Annotated in this window: 22 protein-coding genes and 1 tRNA gene; 10 read left to right on the top strand and 13 right to left on the bottom strand. The window is 64.7% G+C overall.

Annotation, left to right across the window (positions count from 1 at the left end; genetic code table 11):
- Window positions 1–70: 70 nt before the first annotated feature.
- Entirely contained in the window at window positions 71–1,066 is a 996-nt protein-coding gene (locus tag HD883_RS00305; protein WP_373563286.1) for a tripartite tricarboxylate transporter substrate binding protein BugD, read from the top strand.
- 186 nt (window positions 1,067–1,252) lie between these two features.
- Complete coding sequence (pbpG, locus tag HD883_RS00310) at window positions 1,253–2,353, top strand: D-alanyl-D-alanine endopeptidase (RefSeq protein WP_179588377.1); 1,101 nt, start codon at window positions 1,253–1,255, stop codon at window positions 2,351–2,353.
- A gap of 91 nt (window positions 2,354–2,444) precedes the next feature.
- Here pbpG and HD883_RS00315 read toward each other — a convergent pair whose 3' ends face one another.
- The 7 genes from HD883_RS00315 to HD883_RS00345 form a co-directional block, all read right to left on the bottom strand.
- Window positions 2,445–3,248 carry an IclR family transcriptional regulator gene (locus HD883_RS00315; RefSeq protein WP_257021932.1) on the bottom strand — a complete coding sequence of 268 codons (804 nt, stop codon included), beginning with the start codon at window positions 3,246–3,248 and terminating at the stop codon, window positions 2,445–2,447.
- Between the two features lie 120 nt (window positions 3,249–3,368).
- Window positions 3,369–4,403, bottom strand: a complete 1,035-nt coding sequence (locus HD883_RS00320; RefSeq protein WP_179588375.1) for an aldo/keto reductase — start codon at window positions 4,401–4,403, stop codon at window positions 3,369–3,371.
- Window positions 4,404–4,425: 22 nt separating this feature from the next.
- A complete protein-coding gene (locus tag HD883_RS00325) occupies window positions 4,426–5,478 on the bottom strand; it encodes a quinone-dependent dihydroorotate dehydrogenase (protein WP_179588374.1) in 1,053 nt (350 codons plus the stop codon).
- Window positions 5,479–5,493: 15 nt separating this feature from the next.
- Entirely contained in the window at window positions 5,494–6,330 is an 837-nt protein-coding gene (locus tag HD883_RS00330) for an arginyltransferase (protein ID WP_179588373.1), read from the bottom strand.
- The gene (aat, locus tag HD883_RS00335) at window positions 6,327–7,094 is read right to left on the bottom strand and encodes a leucyl/phenylalanyl-tRNA--protein transferase (RefSeq protein ID WP_179588809.1); all 768 of its coding nucleotides are present in this window, start codon (window positions 7,092–7,094) and stop codon (window positions 6,327–6,329) included. Before aat ends, HD883_RS00330 begins: the two co-directional genes overlap by 4 nt.
- A 34-nt stretch (window positions 7,095–7,128) precedes the next feature.
- Window positions 7,129–7,737 carry an NUDIX hydrolase gene (locus HD883_RS00340; RefSeq protein WP_179588372.1) on the bottom strand — a complete coding sequence of 203 codons (609 nt, stop codon included), beginning with the start codon at window positions 7,735–7,737 and terminating at the stop codon, window positions 7,129–7,131.
- 99 nt (window positions 7,738–7,836) lie between these two features.
- Complete coding sequence (locus tag HD883_RS00345) at window positions 7,837–8,580, bottom strand: sulfite exporter TauE/SafE family protein (protein WP_179588371.1); 744 nt, start codon at window positions 8,578–8,580, stop codon at window positions 7,837–7,839.
- Window positions 8,581–8,771: 191 nt separating this feature from the next.
- On the opposite strand from HD883_RS00345, the gene HD883_RS00350 reads away from it, so the two are divergent.
- Window positions 8,772–8,848: transfer RNA gene (locus HD883_RS00350), tRNA-Met, on the top strand.
- 107 nt (window positions 8,849–8,955) lie between these two features.
- Here the strand turns inward: HD883_RS00350 and HD883_RS00355 are convergent.
- Genes HD883_RS00355 through siaA form a run of 5 tightly spaced genes read right to left on the bottom strand, consistent with a single transcriptional unit; the run spans window position 8,956 to window position 15,578 of the window.
- Window positions 8,956–11,811, bottom strand: a complete 2,856-nt coding sequence (locus HD883_RS00355) for a PAS domain S-box protein (RefSeq protein WP_179588370.1) — start codon at window positions 11,809–11,811, stop codon at window positions 8,956–8,958.
- A 5-nt stretch (window positions 11,812–11,816) separates the two neighbouring features.
- The gene (siaD, locus tag HD883_RS00360) at window positions 11,817–12,614 is read right to left on the bottom strand and encodes a biofilm regulation diguanylate cyclase SiaD (protein ID WP_179588369.1); all 798 of its coding nucleotides are present in this window, start codon (window positions 12,612–12,614) and stop codon (window positions 11,817–11,819) included.
- Between the two features lie 17 nt (window positions 12,615–12,631).
- Window positions 12,632–13,009 (bottom strand): biofilm regulation phosphoprotein SiaC, encoded by a 378-nt coding sequence (gene siaC, locus HD883_RS00365; RefSeq protein ID WP_179588368.1) that lies wholly within the window; start codon window positions 13,007–13,009, stop codon window positions 12,632–12,634.
- A gap of 20 nt (window positions 13,010–13,029) precedes the next feature.
- Window positions 13,030–13,572: a biofilm regulation protein kinase SiaB gene (gene siaB / locus HD883_RS00370; RefSeq protein WP_179588367.1), complete on the bottom strand. Its 543-nt coding sequence runs from the start codon at window positions 13,570–13,572 to the stop codon at window positions 13,030–13,032.
- A 29-nt stretch (window positions 13,573–13,601) separates the two neighbouring features.
- Window positions 13,602–15,578: a biofilm regulation protein phosphatase SiaA gene (gene siaA / locus HD883_RS00375; RefSeq protein WP_306455909.1), complete on the bottom strand. Its 1,977-nt coding sequence runs from the start codon at window positions 15,576–15,578 to the stop codon at window positions 13,602–13,604.
- A 310-nt stretch (window positions 15,579–15,888) separates the two neighbouring features.
- Between siaA and HD883_RS00380 the strand changes: the two genes are divergently transcribed.
- On the top strand, window positions 15,889–16,158 hold the full coding sequence (locus HD883_RS00380) for a DUF1488 family protein (RefSeq protein WP_179588365.1): 270 nt from the start codon (window positions 15,889–15,891) through the stop codon (window positions 16,156–16,158).
- 44 nt (window positions 16,159–16,202) lie between these two features.
- Here the strand turns inward: HD883_RS00380 and HD883_RS00385 are convergent, their stop codons facing one another.
- Window positions 16,203–16,538, bottom strand: coding sequence for a YnfA family protein (locus HD883_RS00385; protein ID WP_179588364.1), 336 nt, complete (start codon window positions 16,536–16,538; stop codon window positions 16,203–16,205).
- A gap of 471 nt (window positions 16,539–17,009) precedes the next feature.
- Between HD883_RS00385 and scpB the strand changes: the two genes are divergently transcribed.
- The 6 genes from scpB to rbfA all read left to right on the top strand — a co-directional run bounded on the left by scpB (window position 17,010) and on the right by rbfA (window position 26,047).
- The gene (scpB, locus tag HD883_RS00390) at window positions 17,010–17,894 is read left to right on the top strand and encodes an SMC-Scp complex subunit ScpB (RefSeq protein WP_179588363.1); all 885 of its coding nucleotides are present in this window, start codon (window positions 17,010–17,012) and stop codon (window positions 17,892–17,894) included.
- Window positions 17,895–17,897: 3 nt separating this feature from the next.
- Window positions 17,898–19,874, top strand: coding sequence for a 23S rRNA pseudouridine(2605) synthase RluB (gene rluB, locus HD883_RS00395; RefSeq protein WP_179588362.1), 1,977 nt, complete (start codon window positions 17,898–17,900; stop codon window positions 19,872–19,874).
- A 716-nt stretch (window positions 19,875–20,590) separates the two neighbouring features.
- Window positions 20,591–21,109 carry a ribosome maturation factor RimP gene (gene rimP / locus HD883_RS00400; protein ID WP_179588361.1) on the top strand — a complete coding sequence of 173 codons (519 nt, stop codon included), beginning with the start codon at window positions 20,591–20,593 and terminating at the stop codon, window positions 21,107–21,109.
- Window positions 21,106–22,584 (top strand): transcription termination factor NusA, encoded by a 1,479-nt coding sequence (nusA, locus tag HD883_RS00405; protein WP_179588360.1) that lies wholly within the window; start codon window positions 21,106–21,108, stop codon window positions 22,582–22,584. The genes rimP and nusA overlap by 4 nt, the downstream gene beginning before the upstream one ends.
- Before the next feature lie 44 nt (window positions 22,585–22,628).
- Entirely contained in the window at window positions 22,629–25,550 is a 2,922-nt protein-coding gene (gene infB, locus HD883_RS00410; RefSeq protein ID WP_179588359.1) for a translation initiation factor IF-2, read from the top strand.
- Between the two features lie 20 nt (window positions 25,551–25,570).
- Window positions 25,571–26,047: a 30S ribosome-binding factor RbfA gene (gene rbfA, locus HD883_RS00415; protein ID WP_179588358.1), complete on the top strand. Its 477-nt coding sequence runs from the start codon at window positions 25,571–25,573 to the stop codon at window positions 26,045–26,047.
- Window positions 26,048–26,054: the final 7 nt, after the last annotated feature.

Below are 26,054 nucleotides of genomic sequence, written 5' to 3' on the forward strand. Positions count from 1 at the left end.
CGTAAACTCCCACGCAAGGCTGTAGGCACTACGTGCTCCAGTCAATAAATTCGATAAGCGGAGAAGTGGGATGACATTGCGTAGAAAGATGATGTCCGTGGCGGTTGCCTCGGTCATGGCAGCGGGTGTGGCGGCGTTGGCGCCAGGGCTGGCAATGGCCCAGAACTATCCATCCAAGCCGGTCACGATGATCGTGCCATTCGCCGCAGGCGGTCCGACCGACGTCGTGGCGCGCTCGCTGGCCGAATCCATGCGCAAGACGCTGGGCCAGACCATCGTGGTGGAAAACGTCGCCGGCGCCGGCGGCACGATCGGCACGGCGCGTGTCGCCAAGGCCCAGAACGACGGCTATACCTTGCTGTTGATGCACATCGGCTTTTCGACGGCGCCCGCGCTGTATCGCAAGCTGAGCTATGACGCCGCGAACGATTTCGCGCCGGTGGGCCTGACGGTCGACGTGCCGATGACGATGATCGCGCGCGACAACTTCCCGGCCAACAACTTTGCCGAATTCCTGGCTTACGTGAAGGCCAACAACGCCAAGCTGTCGATGGCCAACGCCGGTATCGGTTCGGCCTCGCACCTGTGCGGCCTGATCTTCACCAGCACGATCGGCACCGAACTGCAGACCATCCCGTACAAGGGCACGGCGCCTGCCATGAACGACATCCTGGGCAAACAGGTGGACTTCATGTGCGACCAGACGACCAACACGACTGGCCAGATCAAGGCCAACAAGGTCAAGGCCTATGCCGTGACCAGCAAGGCCCGCGTGCCAAGCCTGCCTGACCTGCCGACCATGGACGAATCCGGCCTGAAGGGCTTTGAAGTGGGTATCTGGCACGGTCTGTGGGCGCCCAAGGGCACGCCGCAGCCGGTGGTCGACAAGGTCCAGGCCGCGCTCAAGGCAGGCCTGGCCGATCCGGCCTTCAAGAACCGCATGACCGAACTGGGCGCGATCGTCCTGGCCGACCAGGCCAGCCCGGCTGCGCTCGACAAGCATGTCAAGAGCGAGACCGCCAAGTGGGGCGCGATCATCAAGAAAGCCGGCGTCTACGCCGACTGATCGCCTTGATTTGATTGAGGTTTGAAGGATGGCGGACCGGGTTTGACCCGTTCCGCCATTTTTTTAAGCACGCATGGGATCAAGCAAGTTATAAAAATAGCGTTGTAAGTCGTTCATTTCATGGACAATTCCGGTTCGAAATCTGATAAGCTGCGTCGCCTGGACAGAATCGTTACCGGAGGACACATGGCGCGCAGTTTGAATCGGGCTTTCGCAATCGCATTGCTTTGCGCGTCGAGTATTGCGGTCGGCTTGCCGGCCGTTTCCACCGCTGCCACGTCGTCTTCCCAGGCAACGGCAAAAAAGTCCAAGGCCAAGGCCACGGCAACGCCTGCTTCCAGCAAGGCCAAGGTCGTCGCAAAGAAAACCACCGCCAAGGCGGCCAGCAAGACGGCCGTCGTGGTCAAGAAGTCGTCCCGCGCCGTGGCGTCCGCCAAGGGCGCCGGCCAGGCCGCCGTGGTCGCTTCGGTGCGCCGCGCCTCTTTCGGTCCCATGTCGTCGCTGGACCACGATGAATCGGTCTCCAGCGGCCAGCTCTCGCTGCGTTCCAGCACTGCCTTCGTGCAGGACCTGAACTCGTCCGACGTCCTGTTCGCCAAGAACGACGCCGCCATCGTGCCGATCGCGTCGATCACCAAGCTCATGACGGCGCTGGTCGTTGTCGACGCCAATCTCGACCTTGAAGAAATGCTCGAGATCACGACCGAAGACATCGACACGTACAAGAACACCGGCTCGCGCCTGGCCATCGGCACGCGTCTGTCGCGCACCGACATGCTGCACCTGGCGCTGATGTCTTCCGAGAACCGTGCCGCCAGCGCCCTGGGCCGCAATTATCCGGGCGGCCTGCCGGCCTTCGTGCAGGCCATGAACGCCAAAGCCAGCCTGCTGGGCATGCACGACACGCGTTATGTCGAGCCCACCGGTCTGTCCAGCAGCAACGTGTCCAGCGCGCGTGACCTGGTCCGCCTGATGCAGACCGCCGCGCTGCGTCCGCTGATCCACGAATACACCACCAGCACCAGCTACTCGGTCGACGTGCGCGGCCGCACGCAAACCTTCCGCAACACCAACCAGCTGGTCAGCAAGCCCGACTGGGGCATTACCGTGTCCAAGACCGGCTTCATCAACGAAGCAGGCCGTTGCCTGGTCATGCTGGCCAACATCGAAGGCCGCCAGCTGGCCATCGTGCTGCTGGATTCCGCCGGCTCGTTCACCCGCACGGCCGACGCCGTCCGCGTGCGTCAGTGGCTGCAGCGCGAAGTGGCGCACAACAACACGCTCTGATTTCAGCGATCCCGGCGATCCCGCCATCCAGCAAAAAGCCCCGCGGCATGACAGTGCCGCGGGGCTTTTTGTTGGCGGACAGACCGCCGGGTCAGCCGTGCGTGGAAGGCTCGTAGCCCAAGGCGTCCGAAATCCGGTTGGCGGTTTCCACCAGGGCGTCGATCCACGCGTCCTGCAGGCGGTCGGCAGGCGCCGAGATCGACAGGCCGGCAATCAGCTTGCCCGAGTCGTCGTGAATGCCCGCGGCAATACAGCGCACGCCCAGCTCCAGTTCTTCGTTGTCGCGCGCGTAGCCGTGGTCGCGGACCTGCCCGAGTTCTTCTTCCAGCATGCCCAGGTCCTTGACGCTGTTGTCGGTATGCGCCACCAGCCCGGTACGCGACGCATAGGCCTGGATCGACCGTGTGTCGTCCGCCGACAGGAACAGCTTGCCGGTCGACGTCAGGTGCAGCGGCGCGCGGCCGCCAATGGCGCGCACCACCTGCATGCCGGAGCGTTCGCTGTAGGCGCGGTCGATGTAGACGATTTCATCGCCCTGGCGGACCGACAGGTTGACGGTCTGGCCGGTCAGCCGGTGCAGGGTGCGCATGGGCGCCAGCGCGGCGTCGCGGATGTTCAGGCGGCCTTTGACCAGGTGCCCCAGTTCAAGCAGCCGCATGCCCAGACAGTACATGCCGCTGTCGACACGATCGACGTACCGTCCGGCGACCAGGTCGTTCAGGATGCGGTGAGCGGTGGACGGGTGCAGGCCCGTGGTCAGCGCCAGTTCCTTGAGGCTGACCGGGTCGGGCTGATTGGCCAGCGCATCCAGCAGCAGCATGGTGCGCTCGAGGACCTGGATGGTGATCGGAGGTCGGGTTTCCGCCGCGGGCGCGGCAGGACCTTCCGATGTCATAGGAGAGTGTCCAGCCATGTGTCTCTAGGTCTTTGCACGAATAATCGCAAATTCTATCTCATATCGTGAAACAGGATAAGCCATTGGGTGGAGCCGGCCCCCTTGCGGGAACCTGCCCTTTTACTGCGCCGGGTTGCGGATCTGCTCGTGGACGGCGTTCACTTCCGCAACGATCTCGTCGGTCAGCACCACGTGCTGCGCGTCGATGTTCTCTTTGAGCTGTGCCAGCGTGGTCGCCCCGATGATCGTGCTGTTGACGAACCACCGCGAATAACACCAGCCCAGCGCCAGTTGCGTAGGCGTCAGGCCATGGCGGCGCGCAATGTCGATGTAGCGCCGGGTGGCGGCCAGCGTCTTGTCGCGCAGGTAGCGCGGGCTCCAGTCCTTGCCGAACACGTTCAGGCGGCCATGGGCATTTTCATCGTCGATGTATTTGCCGGTCAGCTGCCCGAAGCCGAGCGGGCTGTACGCCAGCAGGCCGACGCCGGTGCGAAAGCACACCTCGTCCAGGGCTTCTTCAAAGCTGCGATTGACCAGGCTGTACGGGTTCTGGATGGTCGCAACGACGGGCAGACCGTGCTTGTCGGCCAGGTGCAGGAATTCCATCACACCATACGCGCTTTCGTTGGACACGCCAAAGTGGCGGATCTTGCCCGCGCGCACCAGTTCGTCCATCACCCGCAACTGGGCGTCGATGCTCTCGGCTTCGCGTTCGTTGTCGGGATTGAACGACGTCTGGCCAAAGTTCGGCACGTTCCGCGCCGGCCAATGGATCTGGTACAGGTCCAGGTGATCGGTCTGCAGGCGTTTCAGGCTGGCGTCGATGGCCTGGCGGATGTTGTCGGCGTCGAGCTTGCCATTGCGCACCCAGGGCATGCCCCGCGACGGGCCCGCCACCTTGCTGGCCAGCACCACGCTGTCACGCGGCTGCGTGGCGATCCAGCGGCCGATGTACTGCTCGGTCAGCGTGTAGGTCTCGGCGCTGGGGCGCACGGGGTACATTTCGGCCGTATCTATGAAGTTCACGCCCTGCGCCACGGCGTAGTCCAGTTGCGCGTGGGCGTCGGCCTCGGTGTTCTGCTGGCCAAAGGTCATCGTGCCCAGACAGATGCGCGAAACAGTAATGTCGGTGTTGCCAAGCCGGGTGGTCTGCATGATGTCCCTTGAATGCGAGGTGTCAGTGGTCGGCCGAAAGCGTCGCGATCGCATTGGCGCTTTCGCGCACCAGCGCCGGGCCGCGGTAGATCAGGCCGGTGTAGATCTGGACAGCGTCGGCGCCAGCGGCAATCTTGTCCGCCGCGTCGTTGCCCGTCAGGATGCCGCCCACGCCAATGATGGCCAGGCCCTTGCCGGCCTGCGCCCGCAGCCGCGAGATCACCCGCAGCGACAGGTCGCGCACTGGCGCACCCGACAGGCCGCCGGCTTCGGCCGCGTGTTCCAGGCCCTTGACCGCATCGCGGCCCAGGGTCGTGTTGGTGGAGACCACGCCATCGATGCCGTAGCGCGGCAGCAGGTCGGCAATGGCGTCGATCTGGCCGTCGTCCAGGTCGGGGGCGATCTTGACCACCAGGGGCACGCGCCGGCCATGCTGGTCGGCCAGGCGTTCCCGCGCTTCATGCACCCGCTGCAGCAAGGACGACAGTTCGTCCGCGCCCTGCAGCGCGCGCAGATTCTTGGTGTTCGGGGACGACACATTGATCGACACGTAGTCGGCATGGTCGTAGCAGCCGGCCAGGCAGGTCAGGTAGTCGTCGACCGCGTTTTCGATCGGCGTGGTCAGGTTCTTCCCGATGTTCAGGCCCAGGATGCCGCCCTGCGCGCGATAGCGGCTGCGCTGCACGTTGGCCAGGAAGGTGTCGAGCCCGTCGTTGTTGAACCCCATCCGGTTGATGACGGCGTGCGCCGCCGGCAGGCGGAACATGCGGGGCAGGGGATTGCCCGGCTGCGAACGCGGCGTGACCGTGCCGATTTCCATGAAGCCGAAGCCCAGGCTGCCCAATGCGTCGATGTGGTCGCCGTTCTTGTCGAGGCCGGCGGCCAGGCCGACCGGGTTCTTCAGGGTCAATCCCATCAATTGGCGGGGCTGGTGGGGCGCGCCGCCGAACAGGCGGGTCAGACCCAGGTCGTGCGCCGTGTGCAAGGACGTCATGGTGACGCGATGCGCGGTTTCAGGCTCGAGAGAGAACAGCGCGGGACGGACCAGCGGATAGGCTTGGAAAAGCAAGGACATCAGGAAAGGGTTCGATCAGGAAGGGTTGCCGTCGGCGCCCGGACCGCCGCGAGGCGGATGGACGACGTGCGAGACGGGGATGGTCACCACGGAGGGTGACGCAGGCGTGGGCGGGAGGGGGGCGAAGTCGGGCTCGTAAGTCTGCCATTCGCCATTGACCAGGACCTGGATGGGCTGGAAGGCCGTCTTGTACGCCATTTTGGGACTTTCGGCGATCCAGTAGCCCAGGTACAGGTAGGGCAGGTCAAGCAGCTTGCACTGTTCGATCTGCCAGAGGATGTTCCACGTGCCGAGGCTGCCATGCAGGTCGGGATCGTAGAAGGTATAGACGGACGACAGGCCGTCGGCCAGTACGTCCATGATCGACACCATCAGCAGTTTGCCGTCGGCGTCGCGAAATTCGACGAGGCGGGTGTTGACCCGGCTTTGCAGCAGGAACTGCGCGTATTGGTCGCGGCTGTCCTGGTCCATGCCGCCGCCCTTGTGGCGAGTGGACTGGTAACGCAGGTACAGCGCGTAGTGTTCGGCCGAGTACGCCAGTTCGGCCACGAAGACCTGCAGGTCGGCATGTTTGCGCCAGGTGCGGCGCTGGGTGCGCCGCGGCGTGAAGGTGTGCACCGGAATACGCACGGGCACGCAGGCCCGGCAGCCATCGCAATGCGGGCGGTAGGTGAACACGCCGCTGCGGCGGAACCCCACGCGCACCAGCTCGGCATACACGTCGGCGTTGATCAGGTGGCTGGGAGTGGCGACTTGCGAGCGCGCCAGGCGGTCGCTGAGATAGCTGCACGGATACGGCGCCGTCGCATAGAACTGCAAAGCGGAGAAGGGCAGGTCTCGGAGGTACGTCACTGGTCAACCCCGTAGGAAGCCGCGGCAGGGACCGCGGAAGACAGGGAGATCAGCCGGCCATCGGCGAGTATCCTGCCCGGATGCCAGGGCACGCCCGGCATCCCTATCGATTCTACAAGCTTGGACTCGAATTCGCTGCGGGAAATTGTGCCGCCGCCCAGCGACGTCAGATGCCGGGTGTCCTGCTGGCAGTCGATCATGCGCACGCCATGCAAGGACAGGAAACGAACCAGGTAGGCGAGGGCGATCTTGGACGCGTCGGGAACCCGGGTGAACATCGACTCGCCAAAAAACGCCTGGCCGATGCTGACGCCGTACAGGCCGCCGGCCAGTTCCCCGTCGATCCACGTTTCGATCGAATGCACGCCGCCTTCCTGGTGCCAGGCCAGATAGGCGGCCTGCATGGCCGGAGAAATCCAGGTGGCGGGCTGCAGACCGTCGCGCGGGGCGGCGCAGGCGCGCATGACCTCGGCGCAGGCGGTGTCGACCCGGATTTCGTAGCGCGCGTCCCTGTCCACCTGCCGCAGCTTCTTGCGCAGCGAATGCGACGGCGCAAACCGGTCGGTAAACAGCACCATGCGCGGATCCGGACTCCACCACAGGATAGGCTCGCCTTCCAGGAACCACGGAAAAATCCCGTGCGAATAGGCATCGCGCAGCCGGGCCACGGACAGGTCGGCGCCCACCGCCAGCAAGCCCGCCGGGGACACCAGCGCGCAGTCCAGCGGCGGAAACGGCGTATCGGGCCCCAGCAGCGCGGGCATCCGTTGGCGAAGCGAAGCCTGACTCACGATGCCCTCATGCAGGTTCTTCGGGCGTCGGGATCATGCCGTGACTCAGCGCCTGGCTGTGCACGTCGAAATGCCCGGCGGCCCGATCGGCAAAGAACAGCCGCAAGGTCGTCGAAATCGACCGGAAGGCCAGGTCGTCCCAGGGGATCTCGGCTTCAGTGAACAGCTTGGCTTCCAGGCTTTCCGGACCTGGATCGAACCGGTCGTGCGTCAGGTTGGCCAGGTAGAAGATATGCACCTGGTCGACATGCGGGATGTCGATCATGCTGAAGAGGGCGCCCATCGTGAAGGTGGCGCCCGCTTCTTCGCGCGTTTCGCGCGCGGCGCCTTCTTCGGTCGTTTCGCCCAGTTCCATGAAGCCGGCCGGCAGGGTCCAGTAGCCGTGGCGCGGTTCGATCGCGCGGCGGCACAGCAGGATCTGGTCACCCCAGATCGGCACGGTACCCAGCACCATGCGGGGATTCTGGTAGTGGATCGCGCCGCAGTTGTCGCACAGATCGCGCACGCGGTTGTCGTCGTCGGGAATGCGGCGCGCAAGCACGCTGCCGCACTGCGAGCAGAAGCGCTGGGCCCGCGGGGCGGGAAAATAGGTGACCGTACGAAGGGGAGCAGTCATGTCATATCCAAGCGGGCGGTTGCCCGGATGGCAAGTTCCCTGTGAGCGTTGGCCGATGGCCGCGGGTAATGTGAACCGCGGTATCCGGCGAACGGGTGTTCATAAAAAACTGGCGACGCCTTGCACAAGATAAACCGACGCCACGCCCAGGACAATGCCGCGCGTCCATTTGCGGAACTGCTGGTCGCTCATGCGTTCGAGCACGACCCGGCTCAGGCTGGTGCCGGCTACTGCGCATCCCAACAGTATCGCCCATTGCAGCCAGTGCAGCGTGACGGTCTGCTGGTTCATGATGCCGCCAAAGTAGATCAGCCGCGATCCGTGTCCCAGCACCTGGCAGGTTGCCTTGGTCGCCACCACCTTGCGCCGGTCCATGGTGGTCGACCGCACAAAAAAGATATCCAGGATCGGGCCCGTCACGCCGCTCAGGAACTGCAAGGTCTGGCAGACGAATCCGCAGATTTCGGCGCCCCATTTGGCTTCGGCCTGCGGCGCGAAACGCGGCGGCACGAACAGCGCCACGAAGGGACTGATACCCAGGATCAGCAGCACCACGCCGCGGCTAGGCACCAGTTGCACCGCCAGGAAGGCGCAAAAAGCCAGGGTGGCGCCAATCGCAAAGCGGCCCACGATGCGCCATTCGGTATGCCCGCGCCACAGAATGGCGCGCCAGCCATTGGACGTGAGCTGCATCGCGCTTTGCAGCACCATGGCCGACGCCACCGGCAGCATCAGCAGCAGGGCGCCCATCAACACCATGCCGCCCGCCATGCCGAAAATGCCGGACATGAAGGACGTGGCGAGCACCAGAAAAGCGACCGTGGCGAAAATGGCGGTCGTCATGCGCAGGACTCCTGTAAAGGCGGAACCACGGCGTGGTGACGGCCCGGCGGCATTATATAAGGCAGACTTCCCATCTAAGGCAGACTTCCCGCTCAGGGTGGGCCGAACGCGTCAGGTCAGGGGCGTAACTAGCGAGATCTGCCCGCCGGCTTGCCCCGAAGGACCGGTTGGTATATACTTCTTTTCTCAGACGCGGGGTGGAGCAGTCTGGCAGCTCGTCGGGCTCATAACCCGAAGGTCACAGGTTCAAATCCTGTCCCCGCAACCAAATGCTCGACAAAAAACCGTCTCAAGGTCTTCAACCTTGGGGCGGTTTTTTTATGGTTGGCCCATCAACCTTTGATCATGTCCGAGCATCAACAACGTGGGACATGATCAACCCTTGATCATGTCCCGTATCCGCAGCATCAGCGCATCGATCGCGAACGGCTTGGTGATCATCTGCATGCCGGGTTCCAGGAAGCCGTTCGCGATGGTGGCGTTTTCGGCGTACCCCGTCATGAATAGCACCTTGAGTTCGGGCCGCTGCTGGCGCGCGGCGTCGACGACCTGGCGGCCGTTCAGGCCGGGCAGGCCGATGTCGGTGATCAGCAGGTCGATGCGCGCGGCCGACTGCAGCACCTTGAGGCCGGACGGGCCGTCGGCGGCTTCGATCGTCTGGTAGCCCAGGTCCTGCAGGACTTCGACCACCAGGTCGCGCACCACGGTCTCGTCTTCGATCACCAGCACGACTTCGCCGGCATCGGTGCCGTGCGCGGTGCCCAGGCCGCGCTGCTCGTCATCCAGCCTGTCGGCATCGCCATAGAAGCGGGGCAGATACAGTTTGACGGTGGTGCCCTGGCCGACTTCCGAATAGATCTTTGCGTAGCCTTCGGACTGACGCGCGAATCCGTAGATCATGGACAGCCCCAGGCCCGTGCCCTGGCCGATGGGTTTGGTCGTAAAGAAGGGTTCGAAGGCCCGCGCGATCGTTTCCTTCGTCATGCCTGTACCGGTGTCGGTCACGCACACGCACACGTACTGCCCGGGGCGCACATTGCCCAGGCGCGCCGAGTAGGCCAGGTCGATGTGGGCATTGCAGGTTTCGATGGTCAGCGTGCCGCCGCCCGGCATCGCATCCCGTCCGTTGATCACCAGGTTCAGCACGGCGCTTTCCAGCTGGTGCGGATCGCACAAGGACTGCCACAGGCCACCGGCCGTCACGATTTCCAAAGCGATGTTTTCGCCGATGGTCCGGCGCAGCAGGTCTTCCATGCCGCTGACCAGCCGATTGGCGTTGACGGCCTTCGGGTCCAGCGGCTGCCGGCGCGAAAACGCCAGCAGGCGGTGGGTGAGGGCGGCCGCGCGATTGGCCGACGTGGTGGCGGCGGTGGCGTAACGCGCCAGCTTGTCGGTCTGGCCACGCGCCAGCTGGCGCTGCAGCAGATCAAGCGAGCCGATGACCCCGGTCAGCAGATTGTTGAAGTCGTGCGCGATGCCGCCGGTCAGCTGGCCCACGGCTTCCATCTTCTGGGCCTGCCGCAGTTGTTCTTCGGTCTGGGCCAGCGCCAGCGCCTGTTCGCGTTCGGCGGTAATGTCGCGGCCGGTGGCGTAGGTCACGTCCCCCGCGGGCGCGGCCACCCAGGAAATCCAGCGCGTCGATCCGTTCTTGTGGTGGTAACGGTTGACGATGGTGGTGCGTCCACCCGCCGCGGCGGACCGGTAGGACTGGATCGTGTCATCGTGGTCGTCGTTGACGACGAATTCGGTCACGTGGCGGCCGATCAGTTCCGCAGCCTCATACCCCAGCATCGTGGTCCAGGCCGGGTTGACCTGGCGGAACACGCCGCTGAAATCAATCACCAGCATCAGGTCCGGCGACGTCGCCCACATCCGGTCGCGCTCGGCCGTCCGCTCGGCCACCTGCTGTTCCAGCGTTTCGTTCAATTGTCGCAGGGCTTCTTCGGCCTTGCGGCGGGCCGAAATATCGTTGAACAGGATCGCGACACGGCTCTCGCTCGCGTGGCCGGTTCGGAACGCGAACACGTCGAACCAGCGTTCCAGCGCAGCCGACCCCTGCTCGAACCGCATGGGTTCGCCGCTGCGGGCCACGCGTCCGTACACGTCGTACCAGTGCTCTTCCAGGTTGGGTAGCGCCTTGCGCAGCCACTGGTCGACGATGGCTTGCGGAAAACCGGTCTGCTGGAAGAACGCCGGATTGGCTTCGACCACCCTGTAATCGACCTGATCGCCCGACAGATCGACTTCCACCACGCAGAACCCCGATTCGATCGAGTTGAACAGCGTGCGGTATCGCGCTTCGCTGGCCTGCAGCTGCTCTTCGGCGTGGCGCCGGTCCTGGATGTCGATGACCGAGCCGATGTAGCCCAGAAAGGTGCCATCGGCGCCAAATCTCGGCAGCGCAGCATCGATCGCCCAATGGTAGGACCCATCGGCATGCCGCAGCCGGTATTCCAGGCGGAACGGCACGCGGGTCGCATTGGCGTCCAGGAAGATCTGCCCGGTCCGCTGGCTGTCGTCCGGATGCGTGGCGGCCAGCCAGCCCAGGCCTTCGGCCTCGGCCGGCGTCTGGCCGGTAAAGTCATACCATCGCTGGTTCAGGTAGGTGCAGGCGCCGTTGGCATCGGTCACCCACAGCATGACGGGCGCGTAATCCGCCATGTTGCGAAAGCGCGCTTCGCTGTCTACCGCCTCGTTGCGGGTCCGGGTCAGTTCGTCGTTGCCGCGATCGCGCTCGATCACTTCGCGGCGCAGTTCCAGTTGCGCCATGACCTGGCGGGCCAGCACGCGCAGCGATTTCTGCTGGAGGGCGGTCAGGGTGCGCGGCTGGTAGTCCAGCACGCACAGGGTGCCGATCGGCACGCCGTCGGCGGTCTTGAGCAAGGCGCCCGCATAGAAGCGCAGATGCGGTTCGCCCGTCACCAGGGGGTTGCAGGCAAACCGTGCGTCTTGCGTGGCGTCGGGCACCAGCAGGAATTCGTCTTCCAGCAGCGCGTGGATACAGAACGAATTGTCGAGCGGCGTCTCGCGCACGCCCAGGCCGACTTCGGCCTTGAAGAACTGCCGGTGGCTGGCGATCAGGTTGACGACGGCAATCGGCGCACCGCATAGGTCGGCGGCCAGTTCGGCCAGTTCATCGAACGAGGCTTCGCGCGGGGTGTCGACGATCTGGTAGTAGGCCAGGGCGGCCAGCCGGCGGGCATCACGGGGATCCTGGGCAGACGACGACACCGTGATCAGCCCGCCACGGCAGCGACGACGGCACGGTTGCGGCCTGCCCGCTTGGCGTCCAGCAGCGCCGCGTCGGCGCGTTTGATCGTGAGCGAAAAGGTTTCGCCCGGCACGTGCTGGCTCACGCCGATGCTGGCGGTCACGCAGATGGCGTCGTTGTCGGTACGCACCGCCAGTTCGGCGATATTCTGCCGCACCCGTTCCATGACGACGAGCCCTTCGGCCGCGCTGGTTTCGGGCAGCAGCACCAGGAATTCTTCGCCACCCCAGCGGCCGCACACATCGTATTCACGCAGGCCAGCCTGCAGGGTGGTGGCGATCGCGATCAGCACGCGGTCGCCGGTTTCGTGCCCGTGGGTGTCGTTGACATGCTTGAACTGGTCGACGTCCAGCATGGCCAGCGCGTAGCCCTGGCCCCGCCGCGTGGCGCGTTCGGATTCTTCTTTCAGCCGGTCCATCAGCAGCCGGCGGTTGCCCAGGCCGGTCAGCACGTCGCGGTTGGACGCCTCATTCAACGCAAGATTCAGGTCGCGCATCATCTGCTGGTAGCGGTCGGAAATGCGCGCGAGCTTTTCCAGCTGGCGCAGCTGCTTGTTGAACCGTTCGCCCAGGTGGGTCTCGCGCTGGCGCGCCAGCTGCTGGTAAGCGTCCGACAGATGCGTGACGCGTTCCAGCCGATAGCGCTCTTCCAGGTGCAGCTGCCACAGTTCGCCCAGCGCGCCGCGCAGGGGATGGTCGCTGTGGGCAGGATCCGCCAGCAATTGCTCGATGCGCTCGTCAAAAGCCGAATTGTCGCGGGGCATGGCGGACCAGGCTGACCTTATGAATAGGAAACGATGGAAAACGGGAAGCTGCAATCTTCCTTGAACTCCTCGGCGAGTTCGGCCACCCGTTCATTACGGTGATCGTAATGCCAGTTCACGGCCACGTCGCGTCCTCGCTGATGGGCTTCTTCCAGCGTGTCGAAAATGTCCATGACGGCGCGGATGCTGCTGGTGTTCAGGTACAGCAGGCGCAATTCGAGCCGCAGCGGCTGATTGGAGTCGGCAAGGAAACGTTCCACCCAGTCGATGATCGGTCCGAACAGGTCGAACGAATTTTCGGGATAGGAATCGCCTTGCATGCTCAGCTGGCCCGCGTCCCAGTCGGCCGTGATTTCCGGTGTCGACTGGCTGCCAGGGATGGTCAGGTTACTCATGCTGTTCGCTTTTGAATGGGTCAGATGATCGCGCGCAGGCTGAAAAACGCGCGGCCGTCGGGGGTGTCACGCAGGCTGGCCATCAGGGGCGCGCTCGATTTGCGCGCCATGTCGATCAGGCCAAGCCCGGCGCCGGTGCTGGCGCCCGCATCGCGCGGCTTGCGCAACTGTTCCTTGTAGCTGGCCTTGAGCTGGGCCTTGTCGAGTCCCGCCAGGGATTCGACGCGCTGGAGCAGGGCGCGCCCGTCTTCCCGTTCCACCAGGTTGCCCGCCGACACCACGTAATGGTCGCCATCATCGCGGGCGACCACGACCGTGGCGGCCGCTTCGTGCTCCTGGTAACCGTTCTGGGCGGCGTAATGACGAATGTTCTGCGTCATTTCGATATACGTGCCGAAGACGTCCATGGCGGCCGACGGTTGCGCATGTTCCGCCTGCAGATAGTTCTTCAGGGCGTTGCCGATCTCTTCGATCAGGCTGCGCGAAATCGGGCCGTTGAAGCACAACATGATGTGCTGGCGATTGAACATCTCGCGCATGGCGAACAGGTCAGTCGAATCCATGGAAGCTCCGGTCTGTTTGGAAATTGGGCTCATTCAAATCGGAAGGACAGAATGGTGATGTCGTCGCGCTGCGGGAGATCCCCACGGTAGTTTACCAAGGCCTGCTCAACCGCAGCAGCCTGATCCTGCAGGGACTCGCCGGCGATCGACTGCAGCAGTTCGGCAAAGCGCCGGCTGCCGAAGCCATAGCCATGCTCGCCGCCCGCCTGGTCCAGCACGCCGTCGGTAATCATGTAGAAGGTCCGGCCCGACAGTTCGGTCACAATATTCGTGTACTCGCCCAGGCGGCGCTCGCCCAGCGCGCGGCGTCCGCCCGGGAATTCCTGGGTGGTCACGCCGTCGCTGGCGTACAGCGACATCTTGGCGCCCGCAAAGTGGGCCAGGCCCGTCGCCCGGTCCACATACACCAGGCCCGCGTCCATGTTGGTGGCCAGCGAACGCGGCATTTCGGTGTCCCGCAGCATGGCGCGCATGGCGGCATCGGTGCGGGCAAGGATGGCGGCGGGGTCCCGCGCGCCCACTTCCTTGATGGCGTGGTCGATCGCGGCCCGTGCCAGCATGGTCATGAGCGCGCCGGCCACGCCATGGCCCGCGCAGTCCACCACGCCCAGCAGGCAGTTGTCGCCATCGGGCAGGAACACATAGAAGTCACCGCCCACCACGTCCCGCGGATGCCACATCACGAAGTGGTGCGCGCCCAGCGACTGCACCATCTGGCGGTCGGGCAGGATCGCGCGCTGGATCAGGCTGGCGTAGTCGATCGAATCGTCGATCTGCTTGTGGGCGGCCGCCATGCTTGAATTGGCGGCCTGCAATTCCTTGGTGCGTTCCCGCACGCGCTCTTCCAGCTCGGCCGTGTGCGTCTGCACCTTGGCGGCCATGGCGCCAAAGGCGCGGCTCAACTCGCCGATTTCGTCGTCGGTCTCGTCGGGCAGGGCGGTGTCGTAGCGTCCGGCGCTGATGGCCTGCGCGGATTGCTGCAGGCGGCGCAGGGGCTTGAGCACCAGGCGTTCCACCGCGTAACCGAACACGATCAGCAGGGCGGCCAGCAAGAGGACGAAGGCGATCAGGGCCTGGGTGGCCCAGCCCGGGTCGATCACCTGGGCGGCGCGCAGGTCAACGATCGACAGCACGTGCCAGCGCAGGTCGGGAATGTAGGCCAGCACCAGCAGCTGGCGCTTGCCGTCCACCGTGGCCCACAGGTCGACCGGGTTGGCCGGTTTGGCCTCCGCCGCGGCCATGGCCGTGCGCAGCGAGGCGCGTTCGGCATCCGAGCCGAGCAGGCCGAACGCCGTCTGCTGTTCCGTCGCCTTTTCGGACACCGACCCGTAGGCGATCCGGCGGGTATCCGGATGGGCCTGGATCGCGCCGTTGCGGTCGATGATGATCGGGGTGACGCCGCTTTCGTTGGTGGCCAGGAAGTCGTTCAGGAACTTGCTGAGGTTCAGGCCGGTGCCGACGACGCCCAGGCGGCGGCCGCCGTCCTGCACGGCCACGTTGAACCAGACGTTGGTGATCTTGAGCTGGGCGCTGAGCTCGACATTGATGTTGTAGGCGTCGGGACTGCGCATGGTCGCGTAGTACCAGTTGTCGCTGGCCTTGTCGGGGGCCGTGGTGTAGCGCGGCGTGGTCGAGACCGGCGCCTTGCTGTCGTTGTAGTAGTAGTGCCCCTGGCTGTCGGCCACGAAGTAGGAGTGGTCCCGCAGGTCGGCACGGTAGCCTTCGGCTTCTTCGAAGAACAGGTCGCGCGCGGCGGCATCATCCAGGTTGGACAGCCAGCGGCGGGTCACGACAGAGTTGGCCAGGCGGCTGGCCAGGGCCAGTTCCCGCGACACGGGGGCGAAGATCTGTTCGCGATGCAGCAGGGTGTGATTGCGGGCGTAGGCCAGGCCAAAGTGGTTCCGAACCGTCTCGACCCCCTGCCAGGCGATGAACGCCGCGGGAATCAAGGCAAGTGCACAACTCAACAACAGCGCGACCAGCGATTTGCCGCGCAGACCCAACATGGCCATCTCATTCCTTTTCTTGATACCGGCTTACACCCTCGGCAATTGTGCAGGGGGGCGGTGGCCCTAGCAAACACTGCCCTGGGCGATGGCGCAAATAAGACGCTGCAGCGCGGGAATCGACGGTTGGGGTTGTGTTGGGCGCAAGCCTTGGTGTAGTCCCGCAGGCGCCCCCAGGCGGGTATTTACCGGTTGCACCTGACACGGGGCTTTACAGCAACCGGATGGACTGTCACCGGCCTCGCGCCTAGAGTGGAGACTCTGCAGGCCACGGGGCAGCGCGAGGCCCCGTCTTAATGGAGTGACAACAATGACGACAGAACTGGCAAAAGAGGTTCAACCCACCGTGGTGGATGGCGCAGTGCGATTCACCGCAAGATTCGAAGGCCGCAAGAGCCAGGACTTCGAGATTTCGGGCGACGTGCTCGAAGAACACTTTGGCGCGGCCAGCCGCAGCGATGACGACCTGCTGGCGGCGTTCAAGCACGGCCGTGAAGAGATCCTGAAGGCCGCCGGCGAAGCCAGCAGCACGCCCACGACGGGCATCGTGCCCCTTGGAACGGGCGATTTCACGGAGTAAGCGGCCGTTGCGGGCACGGCGGAACGCCGTCCCGCGCCAACCGGTCAGCCGGCGTCGGGTTGCAGCATGATGATGGCCATTCCGGCCAGGGCAACCACGCCGCCGGCGACATCCCAGCGGGTCGGCGCCACGCCGTCCACCCGCCACAACCACCCCAGCGCCACCACGATGTACACGCCGCCATAGGCGGCGTACGTGCGTCCGGCCGCGGTGGGGTGCAGCGTCAGGAGCCAGGCGAACAGCGCCAGCGACAGGGCGGCGGGTAGCAGCAGCCAGACGGGCTTGCCCTGCCTGAGCACCAGCCACGGCAGGTAGCAGCCGACGATTTCGGCAAGCGCCGTCAGCACGAAAAGGGCAGTGGTGGTGGTCAACGCAAGCATGGGACTCCGGGTGGATGCAACGGAAGGAACGCAACGATGGCGGGACAATGCTTGTGACATTGCCCCGCTGAGGCTACACTAGGATTCGCTGTACGAGGTGTTGCGCCTTTCCTGTGGCCCGGTCCGATCCGGATCGCCCGGGCAAGGCCTCTACCGGCACCGGGCAATCGTCATTGGCCCGGCCCAGGCACCTCGCCCGGTCACGCTCCCGAACGTGATCCCCAGGTGGTCCCCAGAAAGTTTAGGCTCAGCCCGACGTCCAGGCTCAGTCCGGTATCCAGCGGCTGCTACGGCACACGCACCCAACGACATCTTGTTCAGCATGCGACTCGCCATGCGAGACCAGCCTGCACCTGCGGCTTGCTCGCAGGCAGGGCGTCAGGGATCGCAAGTTCCCGGCGCATCAATGGCTGAATGCTATTCGAACCGTATTTCACCCTGTACGGATGACGCTCGTTTGATCAAACGCACATGAATACCAGCGAGGCACGTCTCGTTCTGGAAACCGCGCTGTTATGCGCGCAGGAACCTCTCCAGCTTTACGAATTGCGCAAGCTTTTCGCCGACGAAGTGGGCAACGACACCTTGCGTGGCCTGCTCGACGACATCCGCATCGCCTGGCAGGACCGCGGGATCGAACTGGTCGCGCTGTCCAGTGGCTGGCGCTTCCAGAGCCGCCTGTCGATGCGGCCGTATCTGGAACGCCTGAGTCCGGAAAAGCCGCCGCGGTATTCGCGGGCGGTGATGGAAACGCTGGCCATCGTGGCGTATCGCCAGCCGGTCACGCGGGGCGATATCGAAGAAATTCGTGGCGTGACGGTGTCGACGCAGGTGATCAAGGCGCTGGAAGACCGCGACTGGATTGAAGTGATCGGTCACCGCGACGCGCCAGGCCGCCCCGCCTTGTTCGGCACGACCCGGCACTTCCTGGACGACCTGGGCCTGAAAGCGCTGGATGAACTGCCGCCGCTGGAAACCACCGAAGCCGTGGCCGCGCTGAGCGGCCTGGGCGAACCGGAAGGCCTGGCCTTCGGCCCGGCTGCTGACGATGTCACCGCTTTGCCCAGCATGACCGAACCACCCGCCGTCGACGCCTCGGGCGCCGACCCTGAATCCCCTGACGTTGACGGCGATGCTGCCGTTGACGCCACTCCTGTCACTGCGGTCTCCGGACCTACGATGCCTGACGAGGCCCCTGCAACGGATGCGACCGAGTCGCCCGAAGAAGCAGGCGCCCCGCAGGATGGGCCGGAGTCCGATGTCGTTGAGCCTCGTGCCGACGCGCCCACCGTGGCGCCCGATGCCGAGGATGACGATCCCTCTTTACGCCAGACTGGCAAGAACGATAAGTCCTGACACATGAACGACACCCCTGAAGGTCACAAGAGCGACGCCACGAGCGCGCCCGACGCCACTGGCGAGGGCCGGAACGCCGGCGCGCCCGAAAAGGCCCGCGGCCGGCGCAATCTGCGCACGCCGTTCCGCCGTCGCCGCCCCGCTGACGAAGCCGCTGCCGCGGGTGGCGCCGAAGGCGCTGAATCGGCAGCCGCTGCACCCGCCGCGGCAGGCGAGGGCGACGCTGCCCCCGCACCGGCGCAGAACCGCCGCAAGCCGCGCGGTCCCCGTGCCGCCGCCGCGCAAAAAGAACACAAGGAACAGAAAGACGCCGCTGCGCCGGCCCGCAATGGCCGCCGCGCACCTGCCAAGACCCGGGGCCGCGCCGCGCCTGCCGTGGTGGCCGTGACCGGCGGCGAAGACCTGGATGTGGCCGGTCCGGACCTGTCGCCCGACGAATTGCGCGCTGCCGAGAAGGAAGCCGAACAGGCCCTGTCCTTCCTCGACAAGGCGCCCGACCTGAAGCGCCGCCTGGGCAAGTACCTGTCCAGCGACGCCGTCGTCCCCAAGCTGCACAAGGTGCTGGCCGATGCCGGCATCGGTTCGCGCCGCGAGATGGAAGAACTGATCGTCGCGGGCCGCGTGTCGGTCAATGGCGAGCCAGCCCATATCGGCCAGCGCGTGTCCCCGAACGACAACGTGCGGGTGAACGGCAAGCTGGTGGTGCGCCGCAATCTGTCGCGTCCGCCACGGGTGGTGCTGTATCACAAGCCCGCGGGCGAAATCGTGACGCAAGATGATCCGGAAGGCCGCGCAACCGTGTTTTCGCGCCTGCCCAAGATCAAGAGCGGCAAGTGGATTTCGGTCGGCCGTCTCGACCTGAACACCGAAGGTCTGCTGATCTTCACCACGTCCGGCGATCTGGCCAACCGCATGCTGCACCCCCGTTATGGCATGGAGCGTGAATACGCAGTCCGTGTGCTGGGCGAAATGACCGAAGAACAGCGCGAATCGCTGCTGACCGGCATCCAGCTCGAAGACGGCATGGCCGCGTTCGGCGCCCTGGACTACCTGGGCGGCGAAGGCAGCAACCGCTGGTACCGCGTCACCCTGCAGGAAGGCCGCAACCGCGAAGTGCGCCGCATGTTCGAATCGCTGGGCGTGATCGTCAGCCGTCTGCTGCGCACCCGCTTTGGCGACGTCACGCTGCCGCGCGCGCTGCGCCGCGGCCGCTGGGAAGAACTTGACGCCACCATGGTCACCGCCATGCAGGTCCAGCTGGGCCTGATCCGCGGCGACGATGACGAAGCCAGCGGTCGCCGCAATGGCCGCAGCGCGCAACCGCTGTCGCATGAAGGCGCCTTGCCGCCGGGCTATGGCACCCTGGACCAGAACGGCATGCACGGCGCGCGCGTCGGCCGCCGCGGCCAGGTGCAGGGCGGCGCGCGGGGCGCGCCCCGGTCGGCGGTCAGCCCGCTGGCGGGCCAGGTGTTTCCGTCCGATCCGTACGGTACCGGTGTGAGCTTTGCCGGCGGCCTGGCCAACGGCCATCCGCATGTCGGCAACGCGCGTCCGGGCCGTGAAGCACCCGGCACGCCGGCCCGCCGCGGACCCAAGCGTGGGCCGGGCGCCCATGTGGGCCGTGGCCAGGGCGCCGTGCCGGCGAATCACCCATACGCCGAACCCGTCAAGGGCGCGCGCAAGCGCACCGCCAAGCCACGTGCCGAAGCCGGCAACGCGGCGCCAGGCGAGGGCCGTGCACCGCGCGGCCGCGCGGCTGGCGCAGGGGCGGGCGGCAACGGTCCGTCGGCGCCGCGGTCGGCTGCCGGCGCACCGCGCGGCAACCGTGCACCGGGCAAAACCGCCGGTCGTGGTCCGCGTGGCGCAGGCGGTGGCGGCGGGCGATCGGGCGGTGACGAGGCCCAGCCTCGCGGCGCCGCGGCGCACGAGTCCGCATTGGCGTTTGCCGGTGCGCCTCGTGCCCGGCGTGGCCGCGGCTGACTGGCGTGACGCACCGGCGGCGCCTATGAGCAGAATGCACGCGTGACTTGAAAAATAGGCCTAAATGGCTTATGATCAACAAGCTAAGCACCCGCTTCCCAACGCCCCAAGCTGATTCGGCAATATGCCAGTCAAAGCGGGGCAGGTTAGAAAAGGGGCTGGCGAAGCCTTCGGCACTTCCGGGGTTTGGATCTGGAAGAACGCGTTTCACGTTTCAAACGTGGCCCGCATTCTTTGGATCTCTTTCCGGACTCAAGCGTCACGGGCTGGGTCGGGGTTCAGGAAAGTCGCTCTGCACAGTTGTTGCATCGAGCGATCAAGCTTTCCGGTACACCGATCTGGAGAGGGTCCGGGCAGCAGCATCTGCCCTCGCGGCCATCTCCGTTGGCCCTGCGTTCAGGCAGTTCCCGCTTCGCGCTGACTCCAGTGTTGTAAAAAACACAGTTGCGGAGTGGTGGAGCTGCCCCGATATTCCCCTTCAGGATACGGACAGAACCTTGTGGACAGAGCGCTGTGTGCGGCCGAAGTTTGGCTACGCGCCGGCAGGATGTCAGGGGCGGCGGGTGACACGCGCAACGGGGTCCGGAGGTCCGGGCTGGCGATTGCGGCGTATCGAGCTTAGGCAAGGTCGCAAAATGGGCTGGACAGTACAGCCCATTTTTTTTTGGTTTTCAGGTTTGCGATGCAAGTCGCACCACTAGATCGCACGATAAGGCATGGCAGATATTTTCGAGCTTACGGAACAATCCCTGGCAGGACTGGGGGTGGAACTGGTCGACGTGGAACGCGCCGGCGGCGGTCTGCTGCGCGTGACGATCGACCGCGACGAAGGTGTTCGCATTGAAGACTGCGAAGCGGTCTCCAAGCAGCTGTCGCGCGTGTTCGAAGTGGAAAACATCGACTACTCGCGCCTGGAAGTCGGCTCGCCCGGTACCGACCGGCCGCTGCGCCGCGCCAAGGACTTCATCAAGTTCGCCGGCGAGCGCGCCGAGATCAAGCTGCGCCTCCCGTTCAACGGACGCAAGGTATTCACCGGCACGCTCGTCGCGCCGGAGCCGGCCACCGGCGACACTGCCGATGCGGCAGCACCGAATAAAGAAGTACAAGGAGCCGAGGTATTCGGCATCGAATTCGAAGCAAAGGAAGGCGACATCCAGGTATTGAATTTCACGATCGATGAACTCGAGCGTGCAAAACTGGATCCGGTTCTGAATTTCAGGGGCAAAAAACAATGAGCCGCGAGATTCTGTTGTTGGTGGACGCGCTGGCGCGCGAAAAGAACGTCACGCGCGACGTGGTGTTCGGCGCGCTTGAAAGTGCGCTGGCTTCCGCCATGAAGAAGCTCTACAAAGAAGAAGTGGACATCCGCGTGGCGATCGATCGCGACTCGGGCGACCACGAAGCGTTCCGTCGCTGGCAGGTCGTGCCCGACGAAGCCGGTCTGCAACTGCCCGACCAGCAGATCCTGCTGTCGGAAGCCCGTGATGTCGAGCCCGAGATCGAACTCGAAGAGTTCATCGAGGAAGCGCTCGAGCCGATCGAATTCGGCCGGATCGGCGCGCAGGCCGCCAAGCAGGTCATCCTGCAGCGGATTCGTGACGCGGAACGTGAACAGCTCCTGAACGACTTCCTCGAGCGTGGCGAGTCCATCGTCTCGGGTTCGATAAAGCGGATGGACAAGGGCGATGCCATCATCGAAATCGGCAAGGTGGAAGCCCGCCTGCCGCGTTCGGAAATGATCCCCAAGGAAAACCTGCGGATTGGCGACCGCGTGCGTGCCTACCTGGCCCGCATCGATCGCCAGGCCCGCGGCCAGCAAGTCATTCTGTCGCGTTCGGCGCCTGACTTCATCCGTCAGCTGTTCGAAAACGAAGTGCCGGAAATCGAGCAGGGTCTGCTCGAACTGAAGGGTGCTGCGCGGGATCCGGGCGTGCGCGCCAAGATCGCCGTCGTGGCCCATGACCGCCGCATCGATCCGATCGGTACGTGTGTCGGCATGCGCGGTTCGCGCGTGCAGGCCGTCCGGAACGAATTGGGTGGTGAGCAGGTCGATATCGTCCTGTGGTCCGAAGATCCGGCCCAGTTCGTCATCGGCGCGCTTGCGCCGGCCAACGTGCAATCGATCGTGGTCGACGAAGACCGCCATGCGATGGACGTCGTGGTGGACGAGGACAACCTGGCGATCGCGATCGGCCGCAGTGGCCAGAACGTGCGCCTGGCGTCCGAGCTGACCGGCTGGCAGATCAACATCATGACGCCGGACGAAAGCCAGGCCAAGCAGCAGCAGGAACAGACCGCGCTGCGCGATACTTTCATGAGCAAGCTGGACGTCGACGAAGAAGTCGCCGACATCCTGATCTCGGAAGGTTTCACGGGTCTGGAAGAAATTGCTTATGTGCCCATCCAGGAGCTCCTCGAGATCGAGGCCTTCGATGAGGACACCATCAACGAATTGCGCAATCGCGCTCGCAATGCACTGCTCACTGAAGCAATTGCTCAGGAAGAGCGGGTCGAGACGGCGCAGGATTTGCTCACGCTCGAAGGTGTGACCCCCGAACTGGCGGCCAGTCTGGCTGCCGGTCAGGTGTTCACCCGAGACGACCTGGCGGATTTGTCCGTCGATGAGCTTACCGAATTGACCGGCATCGATGCAGAAGAAGCCAAGCAATTGATCGTACGTGCGCGTGCGCACTGGTTCGAACAGGCTTGAATTTGTCTATAGCGTCGATCAGCCACACCGGGGAAGAGAAACGAATGTCGAGTAACACTGTCGCCCAGTTCGCCACCGAGCTGAAACTGCCTGCAAACGTGCTGTTGGATCAATTGCGCGCCGCTGGTGTAAGCATCAAGTCGGTTGACGATACCGTCACCGAAAGCGACAAGGCACAACTGCTCGAATCGTTGCGCCGTGCCCACGGCGCCACCGAAGGCAAGAAGATCACGGTGACTCGCAAGCAAACGTCCGAGATCAAGCAGTCGGACGCCACGGGCAAGGCACGCACGATCCAGGTGGAAGTTCGCAAGAAGCGCGTGTTCATCAAGCGTGACAATCCTGATGGTACGGAACTCGACGGCGCTGCCGCCGTGCGCGACGACGACGTCGCGGCCGTGCCGGAAGAAGACGATAGCGCGCTGCTGGCGCGCGAGGCTGAACGTCAGGCCAAGGAAGAAGCCGAAGCCAAGGCACGCGCCGAAGCCGAAGCCAGGGAACAGCAAGAAGCCGAAGCACGGCTGCGCGAAGCGGAAGAACAGGCCCGCGTCGCAGCTGAAGCCGCCGAGCGCGCCGCCAAGGAAGCAGAGGCCGCCGCTGCGGCCGCTGCCGCCCGCGAGCAGGCGCAACCTGCTCCGGCGGCCCCGGTCAATTCCACCCAGCCTGCCACGCCCGAGGGAGGGGCTGCAGTGAGCGATGTCGTAGTGAACAAGGCGGTTTCCAGTGCGGAAGCCGCGCGTATCAAGGCCGACGAGGCCCGCAAGAACGCCGACGAAATCCGCAAGGCGGACGCCAAGGCGCAGGAAGTGCGCGCCAACGCCCGCCAGGCTGCAGAAGCCGAAGCCGCCGCGTTGCGCCAGATGCTGAGCCGTCCGCGCAACAAGGTGCTGCATGCCCCTGCGCCGACGCCGCCGGCAGCACCTGCTGCGCCCGCCGCGCCGATTGCCGGCACCTTGCACAAGCCTGCCGGCAAGCCGGGCCAGGAAACCAAGGAAGCCGTCAAGAAAGACGACAAGCCCGCAGCGCCTGGCAAGAAGGTCATCAAGACCGGTGCCGTGGCCTCGACCTGGTCGGAAGACGCCGCACGCAAGAAGGCGCTCAAGACACGCGGCGACGCATCCTCGGGCACCAGCCGTGACGGCTGGCGTGGGGGTGGCCGCGGCAAGAGCCGTCATCAGCAGGACAACCGTTCGGCGCCGGCTGCCGAAAGCATCGTGCGCGAAGTGCACGTGCCGGAAACCATTTCCGTCTCGGATCTGGCTCACAAGATGGCCGTGAAGGCTGCCGAAGTGATCAAGGTCCTGATGAAGATGGGCCAGATGGTCACCATCAACCAGGTGCTCGATCAGGAAACCGGCATGATCGTGGTCGAAGAACTCGGCCACACCGCCATCGCCGCGAAGCTGGACGATCCGGAAGCTTTCCTGGACGAAACGCCTGTGTCGTCGGAAGTGGTCGAGATGCCTCGTGCACCGGTCGTGACCGTCATGGGCCACGTCGACCACGGCAAGACCTCGCTGCTGGACTACATCCGTCGCGCCAAGGTTGCGTCGGGTGAAGCCGGCGGGATCACGCAGCACATCGGCGCGTACCACGTGCAGACCGAGCGCGGCATGGTCACCTTCCTTGACACCCCGGGTCACGAGGCCTTCACGGCCATGCGTGCTCGCGGCGCCAAGGCAACGGACATCGTGATTCTGGTCGTGGCGGCCGACGACGGCGTGATGCCGCAAACGAAGGAAGCCATTCACCACGCCAAGGCAGCAGGTGTGCCGATCGTGGTGGCGATCAACAAGATCGACAAGCCGGACGCCAACCTGGAACGTGTGAAGCAGGAACTGGTTGCCGAAGAAGTGGTGCCGGAAGAGTACGGCGGCGATGCGCCCTTCGTGGGTGTGTCGGCCAAGACCGGTGCCGGTATCGACGATCTGCTGGAACAGCTGCTGCTGCAAGCCGAAGTGCTGGAACTGAAAGCGCCGGTCGAAACCGCCGCCAAGGGCCTGGTCATCGAAGCCAAGCTGGACAAGGGCCGCGGCCCGGTCGCCACGATCCTGGTGCAGAGCGGTACGCTCAAGCGCGGCGACGTGGTGCTGGCCGGCGCAAGCTTCGGCCGTGTCCGCGCCATGCTGGACGAATTGGGCAAGCCGATTTCGGAAGCGGGTCCGTCGATCCCTGTCGAGATCCAGGGCCTGACTGACGTGCCGGCCGCAGGTGACGAACTGATTGTGCTGAGCGACGAGCGCAAGGCGCGCGAAATCGCGATGTTCCGTCAGGGCAAGTTCCGCGACGTCAAGCTGGCTCGCCAGCAGGCCGCGAAGCTCGAAACGCTGTTCGACAACATCGGCGAAGGCGTGCAGACGCTGGCGTTGATCGTGAAGACCGACGTGCAGGGTTCGCAGGAAGCGCTGGTGCAGGCACTGACCAAGCTGTCGACCGACGAAGTCCGTGTGCAGGTCGTGCATGCGGCCGTGGGCGGCATCTCGGAAAGCGACGTCAACCTGGCTATCGCCTCGAAGGCAGTCGTGATCGGCTTCAACGTGCGTGCCGATGCAGGCTCGAAGAAGCTGGCCGAAAACAACGGCGTGGATCTGCGCTACTACAACATCATTTACGACGCGGTCGACGAAGTGAAGTCCGCCATGTCGGGAATGCTGGCGCCAGAAAAGCGCGAAGAGATCATCGGCCTGGTCGAGATCCGCGAAGTCTATGCGGTATCCCGTATCGGCAACGTCGCCGGTTGTATGGTCCTCGACGGCCTCGTGCGTCGCAGCTCGCAGGTTCGCCTGCTGCGCAACAACGTGGTGCAGTGGACTGGCGAGATCGAATCGCTCCGTCGCTTCAAGGATGACGTGCGCGAGGTCAAGTCCGGCTTCGATTGCGGTATCACGCTGCGTAACAACAATGACATCGCGGTGGGTGACCAGCTCGAAGTGTTTGAAGTCAAGGAAGTGGCGCGTACGCTGTAAGAAGCGTCCCGCCCATCAAGATGAGTCGTCACAAGCAACAGAAAAAAATCCCCGGCGGCCGCCTGTTGCGGCTCGCCGACCAGATCCAGAAGGATCTGGCCGAAATGATTCAGCGCGAGATTCCGATCTCGCGTGCAGGATTGATCACGCTCAGCGAAGTCGAGCTGTCGGCGGATTATGCCCACGCCCAGGTGTATTTCACGGTGATGGGCGCCGAACCCGACGTCGCTGTCGCGGCTTTGAACGAAAAGGCCGGCTACCTGCATTCGCTGCTGTTCAAGCGTCTGCACATCCACACGGTGCCGACCCTGCATTTCCATTACGACGAACAACGGTCGCGCGGCATGGTCATGGCGCATCTGATCAACCAGGCCAACACGCCCGGCGTGCTGGCTGACGAGGTCATGCCTGCCGGCCCGATGGATGCGACCGACGACGATGCGCGTCTGGAGATTTCTCCGGCGGAACCTCACGTCCCTGACGACCAGCGCGGCTAAGCCGTCG

Source organism: Pigmentiphaga litoralis, assembly GCF_013408655.1.
In the GTDB taxonomy this organism is placed as follows: domain Bacteria; phylum Pseudomonadota; class Gammaproteobacteria; order Burkholderiales; family Burkholderiaceae_B; genus Pigmentiphaga; species Pigmentiphaga litoralis_A.

Bases quoted from the DNA above. Each gene is read 5' to 3' on its own strand.
- HD883_RS00305 (WP_373563286.1), top strand. From the start codon at position 71: ATGACATTGCGTAGAAAGATGATGTCCGTGGCGGTTGCCTCGGTCATG.
- pbpG (WP_179588377.1), top strand. From the start codon at position 1,253: ATGGCGCGCAGTTTGAATCGGGCTTTCGCAATCGCATTGCTTTGCGCG.
- HD883_RS00315 (WP_257021932.1), bottom strand. From the start codon at position 3,248: ATGACATCGGAAGGTCCTGCCGCGCCCGCGGCGGAAACCCGACCTCCG.
- HD883_RS00320 (WP_179588375.1), bottom strand. From the start codon at position 4,403: ATGCAGACCACCCGGCTTGGCAACACCGACATTACTGTTTCGCGCATC.
- HD883_RS00325 (WP_179588374.1), bottom strand. From the start codon at position 5,478: ATGTCCTTGCTTTTCCAAGCCTATCCGCTGGTCCGTCCCGCGCTGTTC.
- aat (WP_179588809.1), bottom strand. From the start codon at position 7,094: ATGCCCGCGCTGCTGGGGCCCGATACGCCGTTTCCGCCGCTGGACTGC.
- HD883_RS00340 (WP_179588372.1), bottom strand. From the start codon at position 7,737: ATGACTGCTCCCCTTCGTACGGTCACCTATTTTCCCGCCCCGCGGGCC.
- HD883_RS00345 (WP_179588371.1), bottom strand. From the start codon at position 8,580: ATGACGACCGCCATTTTCGCCACGGTCGCTTTTCTGGTGCTCGCCACG.
- siaD (WP_179588369.1), bottom strand. From the start codon at position 12,614: ATGCCCCGCGACAATTCGGCTTTTGACGAGCGCATCGAGCAATTGCTG.
- siaC (WP_179588368.1), bottom strand. From the start codon at position 13,009: ATGAGTAACCTGACCATCCCTGGCAGCCAGTCGACACCGGAAATCACG.
- siaB (WP_179588367.1), bottom strand. From the start codon at position 13,572: ATGGATTCGACTGACCTGTTCGCCATGCGCGAGATGTTCAATCGCCAG.
- siaA (WP_306455909.1), bottom strand. From the start codon at position 15,578: ATGTTGGGTCTGCGCGGCAAATCGCTGGTCGCGCTGTTGTTGAGTTGT.
- HD883_RS00380 (WP_179588365.1), top strand. From the start codon at position 15,889: ATGACGACAGAACTGGCAAAAGAGGTTCAACCCACCGTGGTGGATGGC.
- HD883_RS00385 (WP_179588364.1), bottom strand. From the start codon at position 16,538: ATGCTTGCGTTGACCACCACCACTGCCCTTTTCGTGCTGACGGCGCTT.
- scpB (WP_179588363.1), top strand. From the start codon at position 17,010: ATGAATACCAGCGAGGCACGTCTCGTTCTGGAAACCGCGCTGTTATGC.
- rluB (WP_179588362.1), top strand. From the start codon at position 17,898: ATGAACGACACCCCTGAAGGTCACAAGAGCGACGCCACGAGCGCGCCC.
- rimP (WP_179588361.1), top strand. From the start codon at position 20,591: ATGGCAGATATTTTCGAGCTTACGGAACAATCCCTGGCAGGACTGGGG.
- nusA (WP_179588360.1), top strand. From the start codon at position 21,106: ATGAGCCGCGAGATTCTGTTGTTGGTGGACGCGCTGGCGCGCGAAAAG.
- infB (WP_179588359.1), top strand. From the start codon at position 22,629: ATGTCGAGTAACACTGTCGCCCAGTTCGCCACCGAGCTGAAACTGCCT.
- rbfA (WP_179588358.1), top strand. From the start codon at position 25,571: ATGAGTCGTCACAAGCAACAGAAAAAAATCCCCGGCGGCCGCCTGTTG.